27 protein-coding genes are annotated in these 20,547 nt (G+C 63.5%); 15 read left to right on the top strand and 12 right to left on the bottom strand.

Features of this window, described 5'->3' with window-relative positions; genetic code table 11:
- Positions 1-202 precede the first annotated feature (202 nt).
- Positions 203-1,456 (bottom strand): DNA recombination protein RmuC, encoded by a 1,254-nt coding sequence (locus RFM98_RS26245; protein ID WP_320311514.1) that lies wholly within the window; start codon positions 1,454-1,456, stop codon positions 203-205.
- 103 nt (positions 1,457-1,559) lie between these two features.
- Between RFM98_RS26245 and def the strand changes: the two genes are divergently transcribed.
- The 6 genes from def to truA all read left to right on the top strand — a co-directional run bounded on the left by def (position 1,560) and on the right by truA (position 5,127).
- The gene (def, locus tag RFM98_RS26240; RefSeq protein WP_320311513.1) at positions 1,560-2,090 is read left to right on the top strand and encodes a peptide deformylase; all 531 of its coding nucleotides are present in this window, start codon (positions 1,560-1,562) and stop codon (positions 2,088-2,090) included.
- A gap of 75 nt (positions 2,091-2,165) precedes the next feature.
- Positions 2,166-2,453 carry a plasmid stabilization protein gene (locus tag RFM98_RS26235; protein WP_320311512.1) on the top strand — a complete coding sequence of 96 codons (288 nt, stop codon included), beginning with the start codon at positions 2,166-2,168 and terminating at the stop codon, positions 2,451-2,453.
- A complete protein-coding gene (locus RFM98_RS26230; protein ID WP_320216280.1) occupies positions 2,450-2,875 on the top strand; it encodes a type II toxin-antitoxin system VapC family toxin in 426 nt (141 codons plus the stop codon). The genes RFM98_RS26235 and RFM98_RS26230 overlap by 4 nt, the downstream gene beginning before the upstream one ends.
- Positions 2,876-2,909: 34 nt before the next feature.
- A complete protein-coding gene (gene fmt / locus RFM98_RS26225; protein ID WP_320311511.1) occupies positions 2,910-3,845 on the top strand; it encodes a methionyl-tRNA formyltransferase in 936 nt (311 codons plus the stop codon).
- Positions 3,842-4,348 (top strand): GNAT family N-acetyltransferase, encoded by a 507-nt coding sequence (locus RFM98_RS26220; protein WP_320311510.1) that lies wholly within the window; start codon positions 3,842-3,844, stop codon positions 4,346-4,348. The genes fmt and RFM98_RS26220 overlap by 4 nt, the downstream gene beginning before the upstream one ends.
- 23 nt (positions 4,349-4,371) lie before the next feature.
- On the top strand, positions 4,372-5,127 hold the full coding sequence (gene truA / locus RFM98_RS26215; protein WP_320311509.1) for a tRNA pseudouridine(38-40) synthase TruA: 756 nt from the start codon (positions 4,372-4,374) through the stop codon (positions 5,125-5,127).
- A 12-nt stretch (positions 5,128-5,139) separates the two neighbouring features.
- Here truA and RFM98_RS26210 read toward each other — a convergent pair whose 3' ends face one another.
- The 4 genes from RFM98_RS26210 to dapE form a co-directional block, all read right to left on the bottom strand.
- Positions 5,140-5,457, bottom strand: coding sequence for a type II toxin-antitoxin system RelE/ParE family toxin (locus RFM98_RS26210; protein ID WP_320311508.1), 318 nt, complete (start codon positions 5,455-5,457; stop codon positions 5,140-5,142).
- The gene (locus RFM98_RS26205; RefSeq protein ID WP_320311507.1) at positions 5,454-5,735 is read right to left on the bottom strand and encodes a type II toxin-antitoxin system ParD family antitoxin; all 282 of its coding nucleotides are present in this window, start codon (positions 5,733-5,735) and stop codon (positions 5,454-5,456) included. The genes RFM98_RS26210 and RFM98_RS26205 overlap by 4 nt, the downstream gene beginning before the upstream one ends.
- A gap of 78 nt (positions 5,736-5,813) precedes the next feature.
- The gene (locus tag RFM98_RS26200; protein ID WP_320311582.1) at positions 5,814-6,419 is read right to left on the bottom strand and encodes a transporter; all 606 of its coding nucleotides are present in this window, start codon (positions 6,417-6,419) and stop codon (positions 5,814-5,816) included.
- Between the two features lie 2 nt (positions 6,420-6,421).
- On the bottom strand, positions 6,422-7,621 hold the full coding sequence (dapE, locus tag RFM98_RS26195; RefSeq protein WP_320311506.1) for a succinyl-diaminopimelate desuccinylase: 1,200 nt from the start codon (positions 7,619-7,621) through the stop codon (positions 6,422-6,424).
- A 174-nt stretch (positions 7,622-7,795) separates the two neighbouring features.
- Here dapE and RFM98_RS26190 point away from each other — a divergent pair, with 174 nt between their 5' ends.
- Positions 7,796-8,830, top strand: coding sequence for a 2-dehydropantoate 2-reductase (locus RFM98_RS26190; RefSeq protein WP_320311505.1), 1,035 nt, complete (start codon positions 7,796-7,798; stop codon positions 8,828-8,830).
- On the opposite strand, the gene RFM98_RS26185 is transcribed toward RFM98_RS26190, so the two are convergent.
- Genes RFM98_RS26185 through dapD form a run of 3 tightly spaced genes read right to left on the bottom strand, consistent with a single transcriptional unit; the run spans position 8,805 to position 10,764 of the window.
- Positions 8,805-9,506 carry a hypothetical protein gene (locus tag RFM98_RS26185; protein WP_320216288.1) on the bottom strand — a complete coding sequence of 234 codons (702 nt, stop codon included), beginning with the start codon at positions 9,504-9,506 and terminating at the stop codon, positions 8,805-8,807. The two genes, RFM98_RS26190 and RFM98_RS26185, sit on opposite strands and share 26 nt — an antisense overlap.
- A 7-nt stretch (positions 9,507-9,513) precedes the next feature.
- Positions 9,514-9,885: a DUF805 domain-containing protein gene (locus RFM98_RS26180; RefSeq protein WP_320311504.1), complete on the bottom strand. Its 372-nt coding sequence runs from the start codon at positions 9,883-9,885 to the stop codon at positions 9,514-9,516.
- Between the two features lie 24 nt (positions 9,886-9,909).
- A complete protein-coding gene (gene dapD / locus RFM98_RS26175) occupies positions 9,910-10,764 on the bottom strand; it encodes a 2,3,4,5-tetrahydropyridine-2,6-dicarboxylate N-succinyltransferase (protein WP_320311503.1) in 855 nt (284 codons plus the stop codon).
- Positions 10,765-10,908: 144 nt separating this feature from the next.
- On the opposite strand from dapD, the gene RFM98_RS26170 reads away from it, so the two are divergent.
- Positions 10,909-11,748, top strand: coding sequence for an LOG family protein (locus tag RFM98_RS26170; RefSeq protein ID WP_320311502.1), 840 nt, complete (start codon positions 10,909-10,911; stop codon positions 11,746-11,748).
- A gap of 31 nt (positions 11,749-11,779) precedes the next feature.
- Here the strand turns inward: RFM98_RS26170 and RFM98_RS26165 are convergent, their stop codons facing one another.
- Both RFM98_RS26165 and RFM98_RS26160 read right to left on the bottom strand, forming a co-directional pair.
- Positions 11,780-12,403 carry a response regulator gene (locus tag RFM98_RS26165; protein WP_320216292.1) on the bottom strand — a complete coding sequence of 208 codons (624 nt, stop codon included), beginning with the start codon at positions 12,401-12,403 and terminating at the stop codon, positions 11,780-11,782.
- Positions 12,404-12,698: 295 nt separating this feature from the next.
- The gene (locus tag RFM98_RS26160; RefSeq protein ID WP_320311501.1) at positions 12,699-13,379 is read right to left on the bottom strand and encodes a sensor histidine kinase; all 681 of its coding nucleotides are present in this window, start codon (positions 13,377-13,379) and stop codon (positions 12,699-12,701) included.
- A gap of 275 nt (positions 13,380-13,654) precedes the next feature.
- On the opposite strand from RFM98_RS26160, the gene RFM98_RS26155 reads away from it, so the two are divergent.
- From RFM98_RS26155 to RFM98_RS26145, 3 genes are all read left to right on the top strand, one after another.
- Complete coding sequence (locus RFM98_RS26155; RefSeq protein ID WP_320311500.1) at positions 13,655-14,071, top strand: hypothetical protein; 417 nt, start codon at positions 13,655-13,657, stop codon at positions 14,069-14,071.
- Between the two features lie 208 nt (positions 14,072-14,279).
- Entirely contained in the window at positions 14,280-14,750 is a 471-nt protein-coding gene (locus RFM98_RS26150) for a hypothetical protein (protein ID WP_320311499.1), read from the top strand.
- Positions 14,750-15,190 (top strand): hypothetical protein, encoded by a 441-nt coding sequence (locus RFM98_RS26145; RefSeq protein WP_320311498.1) that lies wholly within the window; start codon positions 14,750-14,752, stop codon positions 15,188-15,190. Before RFM98_RS26150 ends, RFM98_RS26145 begins: the two co-directional genes overlap by 1 nt.
- 326 nt (positions 15,191-15,516) lie before the next feature.
- On the opposite strand, the gene RFM98_RS26140 is transcribed toward RFM98_RS26145, so the two are convergent.
- A complete protein-coding gene (locus RFM98_RS26140; protein WP_320216297.1) occupies positions 15,517-16,224 on the bottom strand; it encodes a pyrimidine 5'-nucleotidase in 708 nt (235 codons plus the stop codon).
- A 150-nt stretch (positions 16,225-16,374) separates the two neighbouring features.
- On the opposite strand from RFM98_RS26140, the gene RFM98_RS26135 reads away from it, so the two are divergent.
- The 3 genes from RFM98_RS26135 (at position 16,375) to RFM98_RS26125 (ending at position 18,903) form a co-directional block, all read left to right on the top strand.
- Positions 16,375-17,136: a GGDEF domain-containing protein gene (locus tag RFM98_RS26135; protein WP_320311497.1), complete on the top strand. Its 762-nt coding sequence runs from the start codon at positions 16,375-16,377 to the stop codon at positions 17,134-17,136.
- Positions 17,137-17,308: 172 nt separating this feature from the next.
- Positions 17,309-17,467 (top strand): hypothetical protein, encoded by a 159-nt coding sequence (locus RFM98_RS26130; RefSeq protein WP_320311496.1) that lies wholly within the window; start codon positions 17,309-17,311, stop codon positions 17,465-17,467.
- Complete coding sequence (locus tag RFM98_RS26125) at positions 17,464-18,903, top strand: GMC oxidoreductase (protein WP_320311495.1); 1,440 nt, start codon at positions 17,464-17,466, stop codon at positions 18,901-18,903. The genes RFM98_RS26130 and RFM98_RS26125 overlap by 4 nt, the downstream gene beginning before the upstream one ends.
- 184 nt (positions 18,904-19,087) lie before the next feature.
- Here the strand turns inward: RFM98_RS26125 and phhA are convergent, their stop codons facing one another.
- Positions 19,088-19,921: a phenylalanine 4-monooxygenase gene (gene phhA / locus RFM98_RS26120; RefSeq protein WP_320311494.1), complete on the bottom strand. Its 834-nt coding sequence runs from the start codon at positions 19,919-19,921 to the stop codon at positions 19,088-19,090.
- A 137-nt stretch (positions 19,922-20,058) separates the two neighbouring features.
- Between phhA and RFM98_RS26115 the strand changes: the two genes are divergently transcribed.
- Positions 20,059-20,535, top strand: a complete 477-nt coding sequence (locus RFM98_RS26115) for an Lrp/AsnC family transcriptional regulator (RefSeq protein ID WP_320311493.1) — start codon at positions 20,059-20,061, stop codon at positions 20,533-20,535.
- Positions 20,536-20,547: the final 12 nt, after the last annotated feature.

The following is a 20,547-nucleotide window of genomic DNA, read 5'->3' as shown; positions in this document are numbered from 1 at the left end:
TTCGCTCCTTGCTCCGCCCCAGAATGACGAAGCGATGGGCGTTTTGGCCAATCTCCAAGGTATGCGGCCTTGCCAGCGAAGGAAGCCCGCGTTGAGCAACTAATGCATGTCGCCCAGAAGTGTACGCGGTTCTGGGACAACGACATGCATAAAAATAAGGACTTAAAGCGCGTCGCCTGAATCCGGTTCAGCGCGACGCGCTTTAGTCGTCGCCTTCGACGACGCGCAGCCTGAGCTGCCCGGTCTTGGAATCGGCCACCCGCGCGCCGGCTTCGACCTTGGCGGGACTACCGTGCGGCGCTTCGGTCTCGCCCTCCGCGAATTCCAGCGCCTCGATCTTCTGGCCGCGCTTGGTCACCTTCGACGTCGAAACGAGGATGTCGTCGATGTCCTTGGCCGCCTGGCCGAAATGCGTCTGCAGCCGGCGCACGCGCTCGTCGACCCGCGCCACGTCCTCCATCAGCCGGATGACCTCGCCCTGGATCAGATGCGCCTGCTCGCGCATGCGGGCGTCCTTGAGGATCGCCTGGATCACCTGGATCGACAGCATCAGCAGTGACGGCGAGACGATGATGACCCGCGCCCGGTGCGCCTTCTGCACCACCGCTTCGAAATTCTCGTGGATTTCGGCGAACACCGATTCCGACGGCACGAACATGAAGGCGGTGTCCTGGGTTTCGCCCTGGATCAGGTATTTTTCGGCGATATCGCGGACATGAACTTCAATGTCGCGCCGGAAAGCCTGCGCCGCGGCCTTCTGCATGTCGGCGCCCTCGGCGGCGCGAATGGCGTTCCAGGCTTCCAGCGGGAACTTGGCGTCGATGGCAAGCGAAGGCGAGCCGTTCGGCATCCGCACCAGGCAGTCGGGCCGGCTGCCGTTCGAAAGACCTGCCTGGAATTCATAGGCGCCGTGCGGCAGACCGTCGGCGATGATCGCTTCCATGCGCGACTGGCCGAAGGCGCCGCGCGTCTGCTTGTTGGAGAGGATCGCCTGCAGTTGCACGACCTGGCCGGCCAAAGACTGGATGTTGCCCTGCGCGGTGTCGATCACCGCCAGCCGTTCCTGCAGCTTGGCCAGGCTTTCATGCGTCGACTTGGTCTGCTCGGTCATCGTCTGGCCAAGGCGGCCGGTCATGGCGTCGAGCCGTTGTCCAAGCGACTGGGTAAGCTCTGCTTGCCTGGCGCCGAACACCTCGGCGATCGCCCCCATGCGCCCCTGCATCTCGGCCTGCGCCTGCAGGACGTCGGCGATGCGCGCCTCGGTGTCGCGGGCATGGTCCGCCGCTTCCGCGGCGGCAACCGCGCGCGCCTTACCCGCGCGCCACAAGGCCACGGCCAGCACCAGAAAAAGCGCCATCAGCAGCATTGCGCCGAAACCAAGCGCTTGGCCGAGCGTGATCGTGGTGGCGCCGAGCCGCGCGACCGGTTGCGAAAGGATGGTGGTCATGTCGTTCATTTGGGCAGCATAACCGATTCGCCTCGCTGGCACAGATCAAAACGTGAACAGGCCAGAGGTGTCCCGGTTGACGCTTTTCCAACGACGTCTTAGGTGAGACGCCATGTCGATCAAGCCGCTCATCATTCTTCCCGATCCCATACTGCGCCAGGTCTCCAAGCCGGTGGAGCGCGTCGACGGCGACCTGCGCAAGCTTGCCGACGACATGCTGGAGACCATGTATGACGCGCCGGGCATCGGCCTTGCGGCGATCCAGGTCGGCGAGCCGCGGCGGCTGCTGGTCATCGACCTTGCCAAGGAAGGCGAGCCGCCTCAGCCGCATGTCTTCATCAACCCGGAAATCCTCGAAAGCGCCGACCAACGTTCGGTCTATGAGGAAGGCTGCCTGTCGATCCCGGATTATTATGCCGAGGTCGAGCGCCCGGCTTCCGTGCGGGTGAAATTTCTCGACCGCGACGGCAAACTGCAGGAGATGCAGGCGGAAGGCCTGATGGCCACTTGCCTGCAGCACGAGATCGACCATCTCAACGGCGTGCTGTTCATCGACCACATCTCGAAGCTGAAGCGCGACATGGTGGTTAGGAAGTTCAAGAAGCTCGCCAAGGACAAGGCGCCGGGCAAGATGGTGGGGTAACAACGCCTTGAAACTCGCTGCCTTGAGCGTAAGCTCTGAGCATGATATCTCTGATATCAGAGCGGAGATACGCCAATGGGCGACATGTTAATCCGAGGCATTCCCGAGCCTTTGAAGCGTGAAATTGAGCAAGCTGCTCGCAAGGGTGGCCAGAGCTTGTCGGGCAAAGCCATCGATCTTCTGCGCAAAGGTATCGTTGCTGAAAAAGAGGCCAAGCCGGAGCGGGGCGTCTCGGCCTGGGATGCGATTCGCTCGGCATTCGTCGCTGAAAATGCCACCGACGAGACGTTCGCAGAGATAATGGAAGAAATCGAAGCGGAAAGGAAACGTGACTTTGGTCGCCCGGTCGAGGATTTCGAGTGATCGTCCTCGACACCAACGTCATTTCCGAAGCCGGCAAGCCGACGCCCGATCCGATCGTTGCCGAATGGCTTCGCAAACAGGACGTTCTTGAACTCTACGTGTGCGGCCCGGTTATAATGGAGCAATCTTTTGGCGCGGAAAGGTTTCTGAGCAGGACCGGGTCGGATCGCTATATCCGTGTCCTCGATCATCTGATCTCACATCAGTTTGCCGGTCGCATTGCGGAGTTTGCGGGCTCGGCCCCTCGTCTTGCCGGCAAGCTACGGGCCATGCGCGAACGAAAGGGCCGCCCGATGAGTCTGCCTGACGCGATGATTGCCGCTATCTGTCTGGCGCATGATGCCACGCTGGCAACGCGCAATGTTCGCGACTTCGATGGGCTCGACCTCAAACTCGTAAATCCGTTTGAAGCGGGCTCCTGAGCGGCCATCGGCACAAGCAGATATGGAAGAACAAATGCCGCTTCGCGTCATCTTCATGGGCACGCCGGATTTTTCCGTGCCGACCTTGCGGGCCATCGCCGAGGCCGGACACGAGATCGTGGCCGTCTACACGCAGCCGCCGCGCGCCGCCGGCCGGCGCGGGCTGGAACTGACGCCCTCGCCGGTGCAGCGCGAGGCCGAGCGGCTGGGGCTCGACGTGCGGACGCCGACATCGCTGAGAACCGAGGCCGAGCAGCAGGCCTTTGCCGCCTTGCAGGCCGATGTCGCGGTCGTCGTCGCGTATGGGCTGCTGCTGCCGAAAGCAGTCCTGGAGGCGACACGGCTCGGCTGTCTCAACGGCCATGCCTCGCTTTTGCCACGCTGGCGTGGTGCTGCTCCCATCCAGCGCGCCATCATGGCCGGCGATGCCGAAACGGGCATGTTGGTCATGAAGATGGAAGAGGGTCTGGACACCGGCCCGGTGGCAATGGTTGAAAAATGCGCCATCGCACCCGATATGACGGCCGGCGAGTTGCATGACCGCCTGATGGTTCAAGGCGCTTCGCTGATGGTGCGGGCGCTCGCGCAGTTGGGGATAAATTGTCTGACATTTACCCCACAGGCAACGGCAGGGGTGACCTACGCCCGAAAGATCGATAAATCGGAGACACGCGTAGACTGGACGCGGCCTTCTGGCGAAGTCCACAATCACATTCGCGGCCTTTCGCCCTTTCCGGGCGCATGGTGCGAGGTCGACATTGGCGGCCGCATGGAGCGGCTGAAACTGCTTCGCTCGACGCTCTCGGATGGCGTCGGCGAGTCGGGAGGAATTCTCGATGACCGGCTGACGGTCGCCTGCGGGGCAGGCGCGGTCAGGCTGGTCGAAGTTCAACGGGCGGGCGGAAAGCCCGCCGCCGCGCAGGAGTTTTTGCGCGGAGCCAAGATCGAAAAAGGAACGAAACTCACATGAGCATGATGTCGATACGCGCGGCGACGCCGCGGGATCGCGAGGCGATCCGTCTCGTCGAAGAACATGCCTTTGGCCAGCGGGCGGAAGCCGGCCTGGTCGACGCACTTGTCACCGGCGGCGATGCCGTCGTCGAACTGGTTGCCGAGGAAGACGGCCAGGCCGTCGGCCACATCCTGTTTTCCAGGCTTTACGTGCAGAATGGCGGCAAGCGTTTCGCGGCCGTCGCGTTGGCGCCGCTGGCTGTCGAGCCCTCCTTCCACGGCACCGGCATCGGCGGCGCGCTGATCCGCGAGGCGCATGTCCGTCTCAAGGAAGCCGGCGAGACGCTGGCCGTGGTGCTGGGCGATCCGGTCTATTACGGCCGCTTCGGCTATACCCATGCCCGCGCCGGCAAGTTCGAGAGCGAATATCAGGGCGAGGCGCTGCAGGCTTTGGCCTGGGGCGATGCGCCTGAGACTGGCAAGCTGCTCTACGCTTCGGCCTTCACCGCTTTAGCCGCCTAGGCTAAGGCGAAAGCACAGCTGGCATGCCGCGTTTTCGGCTCGATATCGAATATGACGGCAGCCAGTTCGCCGGCTGGCAGCATCAGGCCGACCAGCCCTCGGTGCAGCAGGCGATCGAGCAGGCGATCGAAAGATTCTGCGGCGAACAGATAAGGTTGCGTGCCGCCGGCCGCACCGATGCCGGCGTGCACGCCACCGCACAGGTGGCGCATGTCGATCTGGCCAGGGACTGGCCGGGCGACAAGGTGCGCGACGCCGTGAACGCCCATCTGCAAGCGGCGGGCGCGCGCGTCGCCATCCTCAGGGCGGCTGTCGTCGCCGACGGTTTCGACGCGCGCTTTTCCGCCACCGGCCGCCACTATCTCTATCGCATCCTCAACCGTCGGGCGCCGGCGGCGCTGGAAAAGGGCAAGGTGTGGTGGGTGCCGAAACGCCTCGATGCCGAGGCCATGCACGAGGCGGCCAAACTGCTGCTCGGGCGGCACGACTTCACCACCTTCCGCTCCACCCAGTGCCAGGCCGAAAGCCCTGTCCGCACGCTGGCGCAACTGGATGTCAGTCGCGTTGGCGACCTGATCGAAGTTCGCACCTCGGCGCGCTCTTTCCTGCACAATCAGGTGCGCTCGATGGTCGGCTCGCTGAAGTGCGTCGGCGACGGCTCCTGGGGCGCGGCCGATCTCAAGGCGGCGCTCGAAGCACGCGACCGCGCCGCCTGCGGCCAGGTGGCCCCGCCGGACGGGCTCTTTCTCGTCGGGGTGGATTATCGGGAAGCCGTCTGAAGAACGCGTCGATCAGCCGGCGTCGTCTTCAGCCAGTTCGTCCGACCAATTGGCTCCGCCATAGAACAGGCGCAGAATCACGACCCGCTCAGGTTCCACGGCGAAAGCGACGGTGATCCGGCGTTCAAATCCGACGACACGAAGGCCCGGCCGCACGTCATCACGGCGCGTGCCGCGTTCAGAGCCATGCTCGAGGCGCTCGCAGAACGCCCGTATGCGACTGTCATAGCGGTCCGCCGTGATGGGGCTGCTAGCTTCAGCAACGTTAGTGTAAATGCGATCGAGATCGTCGCCGGCATCAAGCGAGTAGACGACGGCCCGGCGCTTCACGGTTTCTTCTGCGAATGGGTATCGTGGCGCTTGCGCGCCCGTTCGGCCATTTCCGCAGGCGAAATGACTTTGCCAGGGTTTGTCTTCCACGCATCATAGGTCGGTGCGACTTCCTCGCGGAGCCAGCGCTCCACCGCGGCGTCGCGCTCCTGAAGGGCGCGAAGCCCCGCGCGGATGACTTCGCTGCTGGTCGCATAGGTGCCCGAGCGGACAAGTTGATCGATGAAGGCGGCTTGCTCCGCCGGCAGGCTGAAGGTGCGTTTTTCGGTAGCGGACATAGAAACCCTCCACAGAATGGTATGAAATTATCATACCATTCTGTGGATAAATTGAAAGACGCTGTCAGTCGGGCAGGATCAACCCGTCGTGCCGTCCGGGAAGTCGATGCCGAGCAGCGCCTGCAGGCCGAACAGGACGAGCAGCGAGGCAATGAACATGCCGACAAAGACGGCGGTGCCGACGGCGGCGCCCTTACCGATCGACGCATTGGTCATGCGCCACGTCAGCAGCATCGACAGCGCGAACAAGACCAGCGAGACCAGGCTGCTGATTTCGCTGGTGGAAGGCAGGAAAAGCCTCAGCAGCGCCGAGGGCAGCATCAGCCAGGCGATGATCGCCGACGCCCAGTTGGACGCAACGACATAGTGGACGAAGCGGCCGCCGATGCCGGCACGCGGCGCGACCAGCGCAAGCGCCACCAGCGGCAACACCCAGGAGCCGATATCGACGGTCGCCAGCCGGATGAGCGTGCCGAGGCGCCCGGCGAAGGCCTCGGGGTCACCGATCTCGTTGGCGATCCCGACCCAGCCGACGATCAGCGCCGGCGCCGCCACGATTATGGCGAAGAAGGAATTCCAGAAACCGTCCGCCGAAAGGTCGAGCAGGCGCAGGCCGTCGGCCTTGCCGAACATCAGTCGCCAGGCGCCGGCCAGCGAAGAATAGGTTTCGTCCGCCGAAAGCATGGTCACGAAAGGCCTTTTCCGAACCAGTCTTCGATGAAGCGTTCGTAGATTTGCGTCAGCGTCTCGAGGTCGGCAAGCGCGACGCGTTCGTCCACCATATGCATGGTCTTGCCGACCAGCCCGAATTCGACCACCGGGCAATAATCCTTGATGAAGCGGGCGTCCGAGGTGCCGCCGGAGGTGGAGAGCGCCGGCGTCTTGCCGACCACCGCCTTGACCGAGCTGCTCAGCGTATCGATCAGCTTGTCGTCGCGGGTGAGGAAGACATGGCTCGGCCGGTCGCGCCAGACAAGCTCATAGTCGACCGGCGTCTTCTTGCCCGGCCGGTATTTCTTGCGCCCGGCGGCCTGGTCGAGCCGGTTGTGGATCTCGGCCTGGACCGTTTCTGCATCCCAAGTGTCGTTGAAGCGGATGTTGAACGTGGCTATGGCCTTGGCCGGGATGACGTTGGTCGCCGGATTGCCGACATCGATCGATGTCACCTCGAGATTGGTCGGCTGGAAATCCTTCGTGCCCTTGTCGAACACGGGATGGAGCAGCGCATCGACCAGGCTGATGAGCCCGCGCAGCGGGTTGTCGGCAAGCTGCGGATAGGCGGCATGGCCCTGGCGTCCGTTCACGATCACGCTGCCCGACAGCGAGCCGCGCCGGCCGATCTTGATCATGTCGCCGAGCGCATCGGGATTGGTCGGCTCGCCGACGATCGAGGCGTCCCACTTCTCGCCCTTGGCCGCCGCCCAGCCGAGCAGCTTGGTGGTGCCGTTGATCGCCGGTCCTTCTTCGTCGCCGGTGATGAGCAGGGAGACCGAGCCTTTCGGGCCGCCATTCTTCGCGACGTGACGCGCCACCGCGGCGATGAAGCAGGCAATGCCGCCCTTCATGTCGACGGCGCCGCGACCATACATCTCGCCATTGGCGATCTCGGCGGCGAAGGGCGGATGCGTCCAGGCCGCCTCGTCGCCCACCGGCACCACGTCGGTATGGCCGGCAAACATCAGATGCGGGCCATTGCCCGAGCGCCGCGCATAGAGGTTTTCGATGTCCGGCGTGCCGTCTTCCGAGAAGACCGGACGCTCGACGGAGAAGCCGAGCGGCTTCAGCATGTCTTCCAGCGCGGCAAGCGCGCCGCCTTCGGCGGGCGTCACGGAAGGACAGCGGATCAGGGCGGCAAGGTTCGCGGCGGGGTCGGTCGGCAAGGTCATGGGCAAAGCGATAGTCGAAAGCGTTTGTCGTGTCACGGTGGCAGATGATCGCCGGTCATGCCGCCGACAATATGGTTCTCATGGCGTATAAATGCCTGTCGCCCGCAAGTGTGCAGCGGTTCTGGGAGAACGACATGCATCATTGCGAGTTGCGAGCCAAGCGAGGACGAATGCATGGCCAGCCAAGCAAGGACGATCGCGGTCGCCGGCGCCGGCAGTATCGGCTGCTATGTCGGCGGATGCCTGGCGCTCGCCGGACTCAAGGTTGTCTTTCTCGGCCGCGGTCGCGTCGTCGAGGCCATGCGCCAGGGTGGACTGCGCATCAGCGATCTCGACGGCCGCGACCGCCGCATCGAGGCCCAGGCGATTTCGGCCACCGACGATCCGGCGATCGCGCTGCAGGAGGCGGCCGTCATCCTGGTGACGGTGAAGAGCGGCGCAACCGAGGAGATGGCGAAGCTGATCGCCGTCCACGGGCCTTCGGATGCGGTGGTGGTCAGCCTGCAGAACGGCGTCGACAATGCGGACAGGTTGCGCGCCGGGGTCCCCGGCCGACGCGTGCTGACCGGCATGGTGATGTTCAACGTCGTCCAGTCGCCGAACGGCGAGGTTCCGTTCCGCGTGCATCGCGCCAGCCAGGGCGAGGTGATGATCGACGGCGGCGTCGACGGCCTTGCCGGTCTGCTCAATGCCGACGGACTTGCCGTCGAAGCGCGCGCCGACATGAAGGCGGTGCAGTGGAGTAAGCTCTTGATGAACCTCAACAACGCGCTGGTCGCGCTCTCCGACCTGCCGCTGGCGAGGCAACTCGCCGACCGAAGCTGGCGCGTCATTCTCGCCGCCCAGATCGACGAGGCGCTCGCCGCGATGAAGGCCGCGGGCATAACGCCGGCGCGCATCACCGGCCTGCCGCCGGCGCTGCTGCCGAAGGTGCTGCGGCTCCCCGACTGGCTGTTCGGCCTTCTGGCGCGCCGCATGCTCGCGATCGATCCCGAAGCGCGCTCGTCGATGTGGGACGATCTGAAACGCGGGCGTCCGACCGAGATCGACGAATTGCAGGGCGCGGTGATTCGCCTGGCCAAGCAAACCGGCATCCCGACGCCGGTCAACGAACGCGTCACCGCGCTGGTGCGTCAGGCCGAAACGGAAAAGCACGGTCCGCCAGGATTAACACCGCAAGCGGTCAGCGCCGATCCTCGATCAGCGTGATCTTCTGCCAGATCTTGCGCGACAGGTTGGAGGCCAGGTTCTCGATGTCGTTGACGGCATTGACGACGACATCGTCGTTGACCGATTGCGCGAACAGCGCCGCGATCTTGCCGGTGATCGACAGCATCTCCGAGCAATAGTCGAGGTAGCGCGCGAGATCGGCCGCGTTGGTGATGCGGATGGGCGAGTGCGAGGTCGGCTTGAAATCGGCCGACAGTGTCGCCGGGTCCTTGGTGAGCTGGTGCATGTCGATGACATGGATCAGCGAGCGCAGCCCGTGCAACTGGCGGAACACCTTCTTGCGCTTGATCCGCTCCTCGGTGCGGACTAGCGCCAGCAACCCGAGCACGGCCAGGATAACGGTGTTGATCGTCGCCTCGATGCCTTGCATCGACTGCACGGCATCGTCAGCGCCCGAAATGCGGTCGAGCGGCAGGATGGTGCCGACGAACAAAAACATCGCCACGCCGGCGATGAAGGCGGCGACGATGACGCCGCGCAGCCACCAGATCGGCGCCTCCAGCTCCTTGGCGGCCTTCGCCAGGTCGCGCGACAGCGATACCAGCTCGGCGGCGACGCCGCGCAGGCCGGCTTCCGGAAAACGATCGCCGATCCGCACTTCCAGCCTCTCGGCGGTCTCGATGATCAGTTGCGGATCGAGCGCGCGGTAGCGCATGGCGGTTTCAGGAATCGGCCGGCGCGTTGGTGCGCCTGCCGTAACGGTTCGGTCCGGGATCGCTGCGGAAACAGGCGAGGACGACGAGCAGGATCGGGCCGATGATCAGCGAGATCAGCGCAAAGTAAGTCGGCTTGCCGAAATCATGGAAGCGCTTTGCCGTCACTGCGAAGGTGGCCCAGGCCGAGATCAGCAGCACGCCCCAGCATATCATGGCCCAGTTCTGGCTGGCGGCGGAGTTGAGCTCCACCCGCGCGAATTGGTAGAACGGAAAAAACTGGACAAGCACCAGCAAGATCCCGGCCAGCGCATACGCGATCGGGCTCAGCCGCCCCGAAAGGCTGAAGAACAGCCAGAGGAATTGCGATCTTTCAGACAATAGCGTCCGCTCCGCTGTGGAGGATCAATCGCGCAGCAATTCGTTGATCGAGGTCTTGGAGCGGGTCTTGGCGTCGACGCGCTTGACGATGACGGCGCAGTAGAGGCTCGGGCCCGGCTCGTTGTTCGGAAGGGCCTTGCCCGGCATGGAGCCGGCGACGACGACGGAATTCGCCGGCACTTCGCCATAGAAGACCTCGCCCGTGGCGCGGTCGACGATCTTGGTCGACTGTCCGATGAAGACGCCCATGCCGAGCACCGAGCCTTCGCGCACGATGCAGCCTTCGACCACTTCCGAGCGCGCGCCGATGAAGCAATTATCCTCGATGATGGTCGGACCGGCCTGCATCGGCTCCAGCACGCCGCCGATGCCGACGCCGCCCGAAAGATGCACGTTCTTGCCGATCTGGGCGCAGGAGCCGACCGAGGCCCAGGTGTCGACCATGGTGCCGGTATCGACATAGGCGCCGACATTGACGAAGGACGGCATCAGCACCGCGCCCGGCGCGACATAGGCCGAGCGGCGCACGATCGAGGACGGCACGGCGCGAAAGCCGGCCTTCTCGAAGTCGACGGCGCTCCAGCCGTCGAACTTCGACGGCACCTTGTCCCACCACACGGCCTGGCCGGGACCGCCCTTGATGATCTCCATCGGGTTCAGCCGGAAGGAGAGCAGCACCGCCTTCTTCAGCCACTGGTTGACCTGCCACTTGCCGTCGTCTTGCCGTTCGGCGACGCGGGCGACACCACGATCGAGCAGGTCGAGCGCCGACTGGATGGCCTCGCGCGCCTCGCCGCGCGTCGCGGTCGAAATCGTGTCCCGCTCCTCGAAGGCCTTTTCGATGGTGCTTTCGAGGCTCGCCAGATCGGGCTTCGACATGATTTCGCTCCATTACCAAGCTGTTAAGGGGCTGCGCCTTAACCTGTTTTAAAGTCGCGCGGACCCTATGTTATGGCTTAATGGGGGTCAATCGCGCCTGCGTCACGGGACGGCGCAAGTAAGGGAATTGGACGGGTGGATTCGATGACTCCCATGGAAAAGGCGGGATGGACGCCGCTGCCGCATTCGGACGAGGACCTGGAGCGCTCGAAAAGCGTGCCGGATACCCCGCAGACACGCGCCGAAACCTACCGGCTGGCCTGGAACGATCCCGACTTCATGACGCGGCGCGAATTGCGCGCCGTGCGGCTGCAGCTCGAACTCTTGAAGCCGGAAATGATCCTGGCCGAACGCGGCATTCACTCGACCGTGATCCTGTTCGGCGGCGCCCGCCTGCCGGAACCCGGCGGCGAGGCCTGGGCGGCCAAGAACGAGACGCAGAAGAAGAACCTCGAGGCGAACAGCAAATATTACGAGGAAGCGCGCAAATTCGCCCGTCTGTGCTCGCGGCAGTCGGCTACGTCCTACTATCGTGAGTACGTCGTCGTCACCGGCGGCGGACCCGGCGTCATGGAGGCAGGCAACCGCGGCGCCGACGACGTCGGCGCACCGTCGATCGGCTTGAACATCGTGCTGCCGCACGAGCAGGCGCCCAACGCCTATGTCACGCCGGAGCTCTGCTTCAACTTTCACTATTTCGCCATCCGCAAGATGCATTTCGTCATGCGCGCCAAGGCGGTCGCGGTGTTTCCGGGCGGCTTCGGCACGATGGACGAGTTCTTCGAGACGCTGACGCTCATCCAGACGGGGCGCATGGAGCGTGTGCCGGTGATCCTGTTCGGCAAGGCGTTCTGGCAAAGGGCGATCGATCTCGATTTCCTCGCCGAGCAAGGCACGATCTCGCCCGGCGATCAGGACATCATCGATTTCGTCGACACCGCCGAAGAAGCCTGGGACATTATCCGCCGCTTCTACAAGCTCTGAAAAGCGCGGGAAACAAACCTGCCCGGTCTGCCTAAACCGGCAGCTCGACCAGCCAGCCATTCGAGTGCGCGAAACGCACGATGGCCGCCCGTGAGCGGAGCTCGAGCTTCTCGGTCGCCCGGGTGCGATAGGTTTCGATCGTCTTTATGCTGAGGTTGAGCCGCGACGAGATTTCCTTGTTGCTGTAGCCGAGCGCCACCAGCTGGATGACCGACCGCTCCCGTTCGCTGAGATTGCCTGGATCGCCCTGCGCGGCGCTGCGTGGGCTCAGTATGCGCGCCGCAAGCGCCGGATCGACATAGTTGTCGCCGGCCAGCACGCATCGGATGGCCTGCAGCAGATCCGTTGCGGTCGACCGCTTGACCACGAAACCGCGCCCGCCGGCCGCAAGCACCTGGCGAAGGCAGCCGGGGTCCTCATGCGCCGTCAGCGCTATGCAGCTGACCTCCGGAAAGCGCTCGCCGAGCCGTTCGATCAGCGTGACCCCGTTGACGCCGGGAAGCGATATGTCGACCACGGCGACATCGGGCAGCGTCTTGCCGATCCCTTCGAGGGCATCATCGGCATTCCCGGCCAATCCGACGATCGTCAGATCCTCCTGGCTGTTGATCATCGCCCCGACCCCGGACAGGATGATCGGGTGGTCATCGACCACAAATATCCGCTTGCAGCACACCTTTAACCTCCATCAGTCGATGAAAGAGCCCTTCACCCTGGAAGAGCCCCTCTTGTCCTTGATGGTCTAGGCAATTGCCCCGCCTCATGCGGGACGCCCGTCTGTCTCGGCAAGCCGCGAGGCGGCCGTAGCGGGTAAGCTATCCCCCGCCTAACCCATGCGGCCGGACTGTAAGCCGGGACTAAAGTCCGGGATGTGCAGCGCTTCACGTAACCCCACCCGACGTGGAGGATGCCATTTCCGACTTGATCACTGCTTGGTACGAAACCGTCGATCAGCCGGCGAGGGGCACGTCGGCGTAAAGCGTGGTTCCCTTGCCACGGGCGGTTTCAACCGACAATCTGCCACCCACCAGCGCAAGTCGCTCTTTCATTCCGGCAAGTCCCAAATGGCCTGGGCCAGGCTCGGCGCTGCCGTCAAAGCCGCTGCCGTCATCCTCTATTGCCAGGCGCATCCGATCGTCCTGGATGTGCGCCGTCACGCTTATGCGGCTCGGCGCGGCATGCTTGCCGATATTGGTGAGTGCCTCCTGCGCGATCCGGTAAAGCGTGAGCGCGATCTCGGCGGGCAACGGGTTCGAAAGGGCTTCGAGGTCCATTTCGCACGGGATGCCGAGCTGGCCGCAAAGCACGGTGGCCAGATCCTCGACCGAAGCCCGCAGGCCATGGCGTTCGAGATCCGCGGGCCGCAAGCCCCAGGCGGCGTCATGCACCCTTGCGTTCAGTTGGTCGACAAGCATCGCGGCGCGTGCGAGGCGACTGTCCATCTCAAGCGAGCCGGCGCGAACCATGTGCAATTCGAGCGCGACGCTGGCCAGCATCTGGCCCAGGTCGTCATGCAGCTCGCGCGACAGGCGCAGGCGCTGCTCTTCCTGCACGGCAACCAGATGCCGCGCCAGGCTCAGGCGCCGAACTTTCGAGCTATCGTCCTTGCTGGTGTCGATGCCACCCTCCATCGACGTCCCTCCTCGTCGATGCCGCAAAGTACGGGCCTGCGAGAAAAGGCATTAGGGGTTCTTCCCTCGCGCAATATACACCCGGCATATGCCTTTATGCCTGTCAGTTTTTTCCCGATTGCTTCAACTTTTCCTGACACGGAGATCAGCAGAAAAACCGACGGTGCCTGCCGATCAGCCCGAATGTATCGCCACTATTTCTGCGTGCATCCTTCGAGCGTCCTCCCGGTCATCTTGAACTGGCCGGGAAGCTCAACGCAAACAAGGAGAACGTCATGAGAAAGATCATCCTGGCCGCGGCCGTCCTGTCGGCCCTGACTGGTTCGGCATCCGCACTTTCGATCGGTAGCGGCAATGGCAACGGCAATGGCAATGTCGGCGTCGGCAACGGCAACGGCAACGGCAATGCCAATACCGGCGCCTTCAACGGCAACTTCAACGGCAATGGCAATTTCGGATTCGGGAACGGCAATGGAAACGGCAATGCCAACCTGGGCGCCTTCAACGGCAACTACAACGGCAACCTCAATGCCGGCATCGCCAACGGTAATGGCAACGGCAACGGGAATTTCGGCCTCGGCAACGGCAACGTGAACGGCAACGGGAACTTCGGCCTCGGGAACGGCAATGCCAACGGCAACGGCAACTGGGGCGCCGGCAACGGCAACGGAAACGGCAACGCGAACCAGTAGCGCCGTCCAAACCGCTAGCGTCGCCAAGCCTCAACTTGGAGACGCTGACGTCTCTGGGACCGCCGAGCCACGCGCCCGTCCCCCGCGCAAGGCTATCGCGAATGTCGCCGGCGGTCCCAGTCCTTTTCGAAACCCAGTCCTTTTCGAAACTCGGTCTTTTTCGAAGCAAGTGCCAATTTCGAAGCAAAGCCATGGAAGGAGCTCGCAGATGAAACGGTACGTCATACCGGCGCTATGCCTGGGGCCGGCGCTATGCCTGGGGTTGTTGGGTGCAACCGCGGCGAAGGCTGGCACCACGACGGGCAGCCAGGCCTTCGGCATGTCGGCCGTCCAGGCGGCGGTCGGCAAATACGGCCAGTCTATCGGTTCGAACGTCAGGGGCATGAACCCGCTCGGCAGCCTGGGCGGCAATGCCGGCTACAAGAACAGCGGCACCGGCAATGTCGGCGCCTTCAACAGCGGTACCGGCAATGTCGGCGCTTTCAACGGGAACAACAACACCTCGACGACGAGCGGCAACGGCAATATCGGCGCCTTCAACGGCAACGGCAACACCGGCGAATATGACGGCAACGGCAACATCGGTGCCGGCAACGGCAATTTCAACGGCGGGTCGTTCAACGGCAACGGCAATGTCGGCGCCTTCAACGGCAACTTCAACGGCCGGGGAAACCGCTGATGACCGGCCTGAAATCATCCGGGCCGGCTCGGCCTCGCAAGTGCCAGGTGGCGGCGAGGCTGCTTGATGGAAACGGCCTCGCGGTTGGCACCCTGCTTGCCGCGATCATCGTTGCCGACGCCTCGACCCTGGTCAGGATTGCCGACCTTCCAATCGGCGCCGGTGTCGCCAACGGCCTTGGCAACACCGGCAATTTCAACGGCAATGGCAATCGCGGCAATTTCAATGGCAACGGCAATGCCGGGATCTTCAGCGGCAACTTCAATGGCGGCAACTTCAACGGCAACGCCAATTGCGGCAACGGGTTCGGCAATGGCTATTCGTCCGATGGCAATGGCAACGGCAAGGGAGCCGGAGGCACTCCGGCCTGGTGCCGATTTCTAAAGGACCTGAATGGCCGGCTGGGACTGCCGCCCGGCACGATTCCGGATTTCGACTAGGTCCTCGTTGTCGTTTGTCTTGGTGCAAGATTTTCCGTTCATTTTCCGCGAACTCAGCGCAAATGCCAGGGATTGGCTGAAGCCGCCCGAACCTCGTCATTTCCAGGGCGGAGCAGCCGCGAAGCGGCGTCGCGGAGACCCTGGAATCTATTCCGTTACGTTGAAGCGTCGCTAACGGTGCAGAATTCTGCTCCGCTGCACCCTACGGCCGAAGTCACGGAATGGATCCTCGGGTCTGCGCGCGTCGCCTTGCTCCGCCCGTGGATGACGAGGCCGGGCCGTTTCGGCCGATCTCGAACGCATGCGCCTGCCAACGCAAACAGAGTTCAGGCCACGAAGTCGACGATCGCCGTCAGGAAACCGGCGAGATCGTCGGTGACGAAATCGACGTCGTCCTCGTTTGCCGGATCGCGTTCCCAGATCTCCGAAAAGGTCGGTTCGAAATTGCGCGGCACCACCAGCACCGTCGTCATGCCGAGCGTTTTCGGCACGGCCAGATTGCGCGCCAAATCCTCGAACATCACCGCATTGTGTCCGGTCACGGAGTGCAATTCGGCAAAGCGCTCATAAGTCTGGCGCTCCGGCTTGGGGTTGAGCCCCGCCGCGACGATGTCGAAGATGGCGTCGAAATGCTCCAATATGCCAAGCTGGCGCGCGGTGCGCTCGGCGTGCCTGCGGTCGCCATTGGTGAAGATGAATTTGCGCCCGGGAAGTTGGCGGATCGCCGCGCCCAGCACCGGATCCGGCACCAGCCTCGAATAGTCGATGTCGTGCACCTTCTCGAGAAAATCGTCGGGATCGATGCCGTGCCGCTTCATCAGCCCGTTCAGCGTCGTGCCGTATTCCAGGTAGAGCTCCTTCTGCAGCTTGCGCGCCTCGTCGCGCGAAAGCGTCAGCAACTCGCCGACATAGGCGGTCATCTTCACGTCGATCTGCGCAAACAGATTCGAGTGGTGCGGATAGAGCGTGTTGTCGAGGTCGAACACCCAGTCCGTGACATGGGCAAAGCGGGCGGGATCGGGTGTCGTTGTCATGGGTTTCTTATGGCATGCCGGCGCTGAATTTATCCACAACTTATACGCGTCACGAATTGTGAAAATGCCATCTCACTTCAAATTTTAAAAGTCCTGGAAAGGTCGCCTTTAACGCTTGCTGGCACACAAGCTTTCCGTTGGGAGCAAGTGATGAGTCGCATATTTCTGAGGGCCGCTGCCGTTGCGTTCGCTTCGGTCGCCGTCTCGCTGTTGTTGACGCTGATTGTAGTTCCGGCAATGGGCTTTTCGATGAGCCGCACCGTGTGGCTGGCGTCGACGGTTTGCCCGCTCGTGCTTGCCTGGGCCGCCAGCGCCGGGAGCTTCTGGCAGAGCGACCGGCTGCAGAATGCGCATCGCGACCTCGCCCGCGCCCATGCACAACTCGCCGCCGCTCACCGGCGCCTCTCGGAAAAGGCAAGCCGCGACGACATGACCGGCATGCTCAACCGCGAGACCTTCTTTGCCGCGCTCGACGGTTCGCGGCGCAAGAGCGATCGCGGCGCGCTGCTCATCATCGACGCCGATCACTTCAAGAGGATCAATGACAGCTATGGTCATTTGACGGGAGACGAAGCGCTGCTTCTGATCGCCGGCGCCATCGAGCGCGGCATTCGCAGCGGTGACGTGCTCGGCCGCATCGGCGGCGAGGAATTCGCCGCCTTCCTGATTGGCGCCAGCGAACCGGAGGCCAAGCATATCGCCGAACGCATCCGCCGCGAGGTCGAGCTGATCCGTTTCCGGCCCGTCGATGAGCGCACCGTGCCGCTCACCGTCTCGATCGGCGGCATAAGCTGCGGCGAGAGCGCAACCGTTTCCGATTTGATGCGCGCCGCCGATCGCAGGCTTTACGAGGCGAAGAATCGCGGCCGCAATCTTTCGATCCTCGACCGCGAACTTCCGGAAGCGGCATGAAGCTTCCCCGCAGGCGTTAGGAATGCCCTAACCATGGCCGTATTCAATCGCGCTAAACTTCCAGGTGTTACGCCGTTTTCACCTGGGTTTGGCACGGAATTGGCATCCTCGGCGGCGCGTGTGCCGTTCAGGAACGGCATGCGTGGATCGAGGCCCTATCGAGAGACGTGACATGAGCAATTTCATAAGAAAAATGTCGCGCCGCGCGATCGTGCAAGCCCTGATCGCGCTGCCCGCGCTGTCGCTGTTCCGCAACCAGCCAGCCGCCGTCGATGCCGACGAGATCATAGAGGTGGATGGCTGGATCCTGCGGCGGAGCGATCTCGCATGATCTTCGACAGCTACGAGGCCTACAAGCAGGCCGGCTTCGAACCCAAGGCCTGTATTCTCGGTTCCGGTCCGGCCGGCACGACGATCGCCAGGAAGCTCGGTGCCGCCGGCATCCCGGTCGTCGTTCTGGAGGCGGGCTCGCGCGAGTTCAGCGACGAGTCGCAGGATTTCTACCGCGGCGCCACGGTCGGCGATTATTATTTCGACCTCGACATTACGAGGCTGCGCTTCATGGGCGGCTCGTCCAACCACTGGGCCGGCTGGTGCCGCGTGCTCGACAAACAGGATTTCGAGCCCAAGGCCTGGGTTCCGGACACCGGCTGGCCGATCAGCCGTGCCGACATCGAGCCTTATCTTGGCGAAGTCCACGATATCCTCGAACTTCCCGACTTCCGCCCCGATGTCCCGGTTTCGGACGACATCCGCTGGGTGCAATTGATCAAGAGCCCCGCCGTGCGCTTCGGCGAGAAGTTCGCCGACGAGCTCGACAAGAGCAAGAACATCGCCGTCGTGCTCAACACCTACGCAACCGAGCTCGCAGGCGACGGCAAGCGCGTCACCGGCGCGAAACTCTGGTCGAACGGGCAGGACGCCGGCCCCTTCAGGGCGGACTATTTCGTCACATGCACCGGCGGGCTTGAGAACTCGCGGTTGCTGCTATGGTCGAACCAGCGGTCGAATGGCGGCGTGGTGCCCAACGCGGCGGCGCTCGGCCGCTACTGGATGGAGCATCCGACCTTCGAGGGCGGCAACGCCATCCTTGCCAATTACTCAGAGTTCGAGGTCGACACCTCGAACGAAGCCTTCTTCTCACCTACGCTGGCGGCCATGGAGCGGCTGCAGATCCTGAATTTCGGCATCCGCGTGATCGAGTCGCCCTATCCCAATGTCAAGCGGCTGATCGCAGACCTCGCCTGCACCGCACCCAATATGGCGGAATGGATGTCCTCCCAGCTGGACCAGAGGCTGCATTGCGCGGCCCAGCTTTACGTCGCCTGGGAGCAGGCGCCGCTTGCCTCGAACCAGATCGAGCTGTCGAAGGCCGATGTCGACCGCGCCGGCGTGCCGCGCATCGAGCTGCACTGGAAGAAGTCGCCGCTCGAACGGCGGACCTTGCTCGAGGGGCTGAGACTTTTCGGCACGACCATGGCGCAGAAGAATCTCGGCCGCGTCCGCATCGACGACTGGATCGGCAATGGCGGCGACTATCCGACCAATGAGGAAACCGCCGGCCACCACCATTTGGGCGGCACCCGCATGGGCACCGATGTCTTGAAGAGCGTCGTCGACGCCAATTGCAAGGTGCACGGCATGGACAATCTCTATGTCGGCGGCTCCTCGGTGTTCTGCACCTCGGGCCAGTGCAACCCGACGACGACCATCACCGCGCTCGCCTGCCGGCTGGGCGAGCATCTCGGCAAGGTGATCGCCGTCTGAACTCTCGACAAGCAGACGGCGCCGGCGCCTGGAATGGCAAGAGCGCTACAGCCCGTAGATGGCGATGCGCGCCAGAACGGCCGCTGCGGCCAGCGCCGCCGGCAGGATCCTTGAAAAAGTCAAAGCGGCCCAGCCGCCTGTGGCAGCTGAACCGCCCTGAACGTCGGTTGGGCGAAAACCGACCTCAGACCGTCGCCGGGTCGAGCGCCGGCTGGCCCTTGAACCGCGCCACGATGCCGGCAAGGTCGGCGCTGCCGAAAGCATCGCGCAGCACGTCGAAGGACGGCAGCACGAAATAGGCGCGCTGGAACTTGTCGATCTCATAGCCGGTGCGCATCACCGTCTCGAGGTCGAACGGCACATGGTGGGCGTCCTTGCTCTCGACCGCGAATTGCAGCTCGGTGAAGGACGACATCAGCCCGGCGCCGAAGGCCTTCAGCGGCTGGCCGGCGTCCTGGATGAGCCCGTATTCGGCGCTGTACCAGTAGAGCCGGGTGATCATCTCGTCGCCGCCCAGCGCAATCGCGTCCTCGGCCTTCTCGCCATACATCTGCATGAAATCGGCGAACACCGGCTGGGTCAGGATCGGCACATGGCCGAAGAAATCGTGGAACATGTCCGGCTCGACGATGTAGTCGAGCTCTTTCTTCGTCCGCAGCCAATTGGTCACCGGGAAGCGCCGGTTGGCGAGATGGTCGAAGAAGGGGCCGGCCGGGATCAGGCCCGGCACGGCGACGATCTCCCAGCCGGTGAGCTTGGTGAGCTTCTCGCTTACTTCGTCGAAATCCGGAATCCTGTCGAGCAGCCCGAGCGCGGCGACGCCGTCGAGATAGGAACGGTGCGCGAGCCTCTGCGTCAGCTTCGTCTGGCGGTCGCACAGCGTGCGCCACACCGCCTGCTCCTCGGCTGAATAGTGGTAGTCTTGCGCCACGGTGAAATCGGTGCGGCATACCGAATAGTCGCCGCGAAGGCCCTGCGCCGCGCATTCGGCGGCGTAGTCGGCAACGCTGATCGTCATTTCTTCCTCCTCAAGATCGTGATCGCGGATCGTGCGGTCATCATAACCGCGGCCGGCGAGGCAAATCAGCCTTGTTTGTAGCTTGGCCGCCAGTTTTGAGGTAAGCTTCGCTCGAAACTGAAGATCGAGGAGTGAAAATGCCTCAGTTGGACGAGTTCGAGATAAGAATGCTCGACATCCTGCAGCGCGACGGGCGCAAGCCCGTCTCGGAACTGGCGCAGGAGATCGGCCTGTCGACAACGCCTTGCGCGCGCCGCTTCGAGGCGTTGCAAGAAACCGGCATCATCAAGGGCTTTGCCGCGGTGCTCAGCCGTCGCGCCGTCGGCCTGACGGTCGAGGTGTTCATCCAGGTGCGGCTGGTAAGCCATAGCGACGGCTCGCCCGAAAGCTTCATCGCCGCCGTGCAGCGCATGGACGAGGTCTCGTCCTGCTGGACGATGACCGGCGACCACGATTTCCTGCTGCATGTCATGGTGCCGTCGGTCGACGACCTCAACGCCTTCGTCATGCACCGGCTGATGCGGCTGCCCGGCGTGCGCGACGTCCACACGCAGCTCGTGCTGCAGAACATCAAGGGACCCGGCCACGTGCCGCTCAGCCATCTGCGGCGCTAGCCCGGCTCCTCG

The organism is Mesorhizobium australafricanum (genome assembly GCF_033977265.1).
Classification (GTDB): Bacteria; Pseudomonadota; Alphaproteobacteria; order Rhizobiales; family Rhizobiaceae; genus Mesorhizobium; species Mesorhizobium australafricanum.
This window is presented reverse-complemented; position numbering and strand designations above follow the sequence as displayed.